At 59.7% G+C, this 2,960-nt stretch carries 1 protein-coding gene; it reads left to right on the top strand.

Features of this window, described 5'->3' with window-relative positions; genetic code table 11:
* Nucleotides 1-2,051 (top strand): ATP-dependent DNA helicase RecG (recG, locus tag AC11W3_RS21350; RefSeq protein WP_484093739.1); only part of this gene is annotated, 2,051 nt, incomplete at its 5' end.
* Nucleotides 2,052-2,960 lie beyond the last annotated feature (909 nt).

Raw genomic sequence — 2,960 nt, 5'->3', positions numbered from 1 at the left:
TGGCGAAGAAGGGGATCAACACCGTCGAAGACGCCCTCTATCTTCTCCCCAACCGGTACGAAGACCGCCGCGACCTGAAGCGCATCGCCGAGCTGCGCCCCGGCGCCACCTACGCCTTCTTCGGCACCATCGTTTCCGCGGAGGCACTGACGACCAAGGGGGGGAGACGGTACTTCGAAGCCATCGTCCGCGACGAAACCGGCAGTCTCCCTCTCAAGTGGTTCCATTTCCATCCCACGTTCATGAAGAAGAACTGGTTCCCCGGCAGGCGCGGCATCTTCATCGGGGATGTCTCACAATTCGGCTTCCAGCGGGAGATGCATCACCCCGAAGTCGAATGGGCGGGTGAAGGCGAAGACCTGGCCCAGGTGATGGCACGTGATCCCGACAACTTCGGCCGCATACTCCCCGTCTATCCGCTTACCGAGGGTGTGAGCCAGAAGCTGATGCGCCGGATAATGAAGGACACCGTGCAGCTCTTCAGCCGCTACGTCACCGGCTCCCTGCCGGAAGACATCATCAAGCGCCATAAGCTCCTCTCGCTCCCGGTCGCGCTGAGAGAGGCGCACGCGCCGGATCCGTCCGTGAACGTGGCCGAACTGAACGAGGGGAAGGGCGAGGCGCACCACTCCCTTGCCTTCGACGAGCTCTTCTTTCTTCAGCTTGGCTTGGCCATGAAGAGGCGAGGCGTAGCGCTGGAAGACGGCATCAGCTTCAAGGTGACCCACCGCTACACAAAGGAGCTCCTGAAGCTTCTCCCTTTCAGCCTCACCAACGCCCAGCGCCGCGTCCTCTCCGAGATAAAGGAAGACATGATCTCGCCGCATCCGATGCACCGGCTGGTGCAGGGCGACGTCGGCTGCGGAAAGACCCTGGTGGCCCTGCTGGCTGCCCTCATCTGCGTCGAGAACGACTACCAGGTCGCCATCATGGCCCCGACCGAGCTTCTGGCCGAGCAGCATTATCTGAACATCCACAAGTACTGTGAGCAGTTGGGGATCACCGTGGCGCTCTTGACCGCGAGCGTGAAAGGGAAGGGGGGGACCCTGGAGAAGATAGCGTCCGGGGAGACGCAGATTGTGGTGGGGACCCACGCCGTGATCCAGGAGAAGGTGGAGTTTCGCCGGCTGGGGCTGGGCGTGATCGACGAGCAGCACCGCTTCGGCGTCGTGCAGCGTGCCCTATTGAAGCGCAAGGGCCAGAACCCGGACATCCTGGTGATGACCGCCACCCCCATCCCGCGGACCCTCTCCATGACCGTATTCGGCGATCTCTCCCTCTCCGTCATCGACGAGCTCCCTCCCGGCCGCACCCCCATCGACACCCGTATCGCCCGCGAGTCCCGACGGAAGGAAGTCTATTCCGTGGTGCGCGAAGAGATCAAGAAGGGGAGGCAGGCCTACGTCATCTATCCCTTGGTCGAGGAATCCGAAAAGAGCGACCTGAAGGCCGCGGTCCAGATGGCCGAGCACCTCGCCAACGACATCTTCCCCGATTTGCGCGTCGCCGTCCTGCACGGCCGCATGACAGCCGTCGAGAAAGAAGCCGCGATGCTCAGTTTCAAAGCCGGCGAAACCGACATCCTCGTCGCCACCACCGTCATCGAAGTCGGCATCGACGTCCCCAACGCCACCGTAATGGTGATCGAGCACGCCGAGCGTTTCGGTCTGAGCCAGCTGCATCAGTTGCGAGGCAGGGTAGGCCGAGGCAGCGAGCGTTCCCGCTGCATCCTGATGACCGGCGACAGGCGTTCCGAAGACGGCGATAGGCGCCTGGAAGTGATGGTCCAAAGCAACGACGGGTTCGTGATAGCGGAAGAAGACCTGAAGATAAGAGGCCCCGGCGACTTCCTAGGGACAAGGCAAGCCGGTCTCCCCGAGCTGAAAGTAGCCGACATCCTCCGGGACGGCGGCGTACTTGAGCAGGCACGCAAGGAAGCCTTCGCCCTCGTTGAGGGTGATCCTGAGTTGACAGCACCGAGCCACGAACGCCTTCGTGGCGAGCTGATGCTGCGCTGGGGCGGCAGGCTGGAACTTGCCTCCATCGGGTAGCTCAGGCGATGCATCGCCTCCGATGCCTCATTAGCAGAAAATAGATCTGTCCCGGTTTCTTCAAAAGGCGCCGACCGTTGGTCGAAAGGCGACGACCGTTTGTCGAAAGGCGACGACCGCTAATCGAAAGGTGGGGACCGTTGGTCGAAAGGTGGGGACCGTTGGTCGAAAGGCGACGATCGTTGGTTGAAAGGTGACGACCGTTGGTCGAAAGGCGACGACCGTTGGTCGAAAGGCGACGACCGGTGGTTGAAAGGTGACGACCGTTGGTTGAAAGGTGACGACCGTTGGTCGAAAGGCGATGACCGTGGGTCCAAAGGTGGGAACCGTGGATCCAAAGGTGAGGACCGCTGCTTGAAAGGTAGCTACCGGTTGTTGAACGGCGACGACCATTAGTTGAAGACTGCCTATCCATTACCGGAAGCTGCCTATCCGTAGTCGGAAGGTGTTCGTACTTTTTCTTAAGGCGGATGCCTCTCGTTGAAACGTCCCTACGGTTCGTTATGGGGGTGTAAAAAGGTTTGTGTAAATGGCCCATTCCGGGGTAAACCAACGTACCCTAAGGAGCATACATGACCATTGACCTCGCCGTGATCGATGACCTGCTTAAACAGTATACGGCACCATGGGGGGACGCTGCTGAGATTTTGAGATTTTGATTTTGGGGGAGTCGATGGGGCCAGGCTTGAATAGTTTGATATCGCCCTTCCCGGGGGAGTGAGGCGAAACTGTTGGATGAATACCAAACTATCAGGGCCTGCTCCCACTGCGATCCCCTAAGGTCCAGCCTCTGCAGTAAAGGAGTCAGCGTATGTATCCCTCAGTGAAAGAAGTTGTCCCAGGCGATGATTACATCCTTACTGTTTTCTTCGAGAACGGTGAAAGTGGCACCTTGGACATAAAGCCGAT

The organism is Geomonas sp. (assembly GCF_056994735.1).
This window is presented reverse-complemented; position numbering and strand designations above follow the sequence as displayed.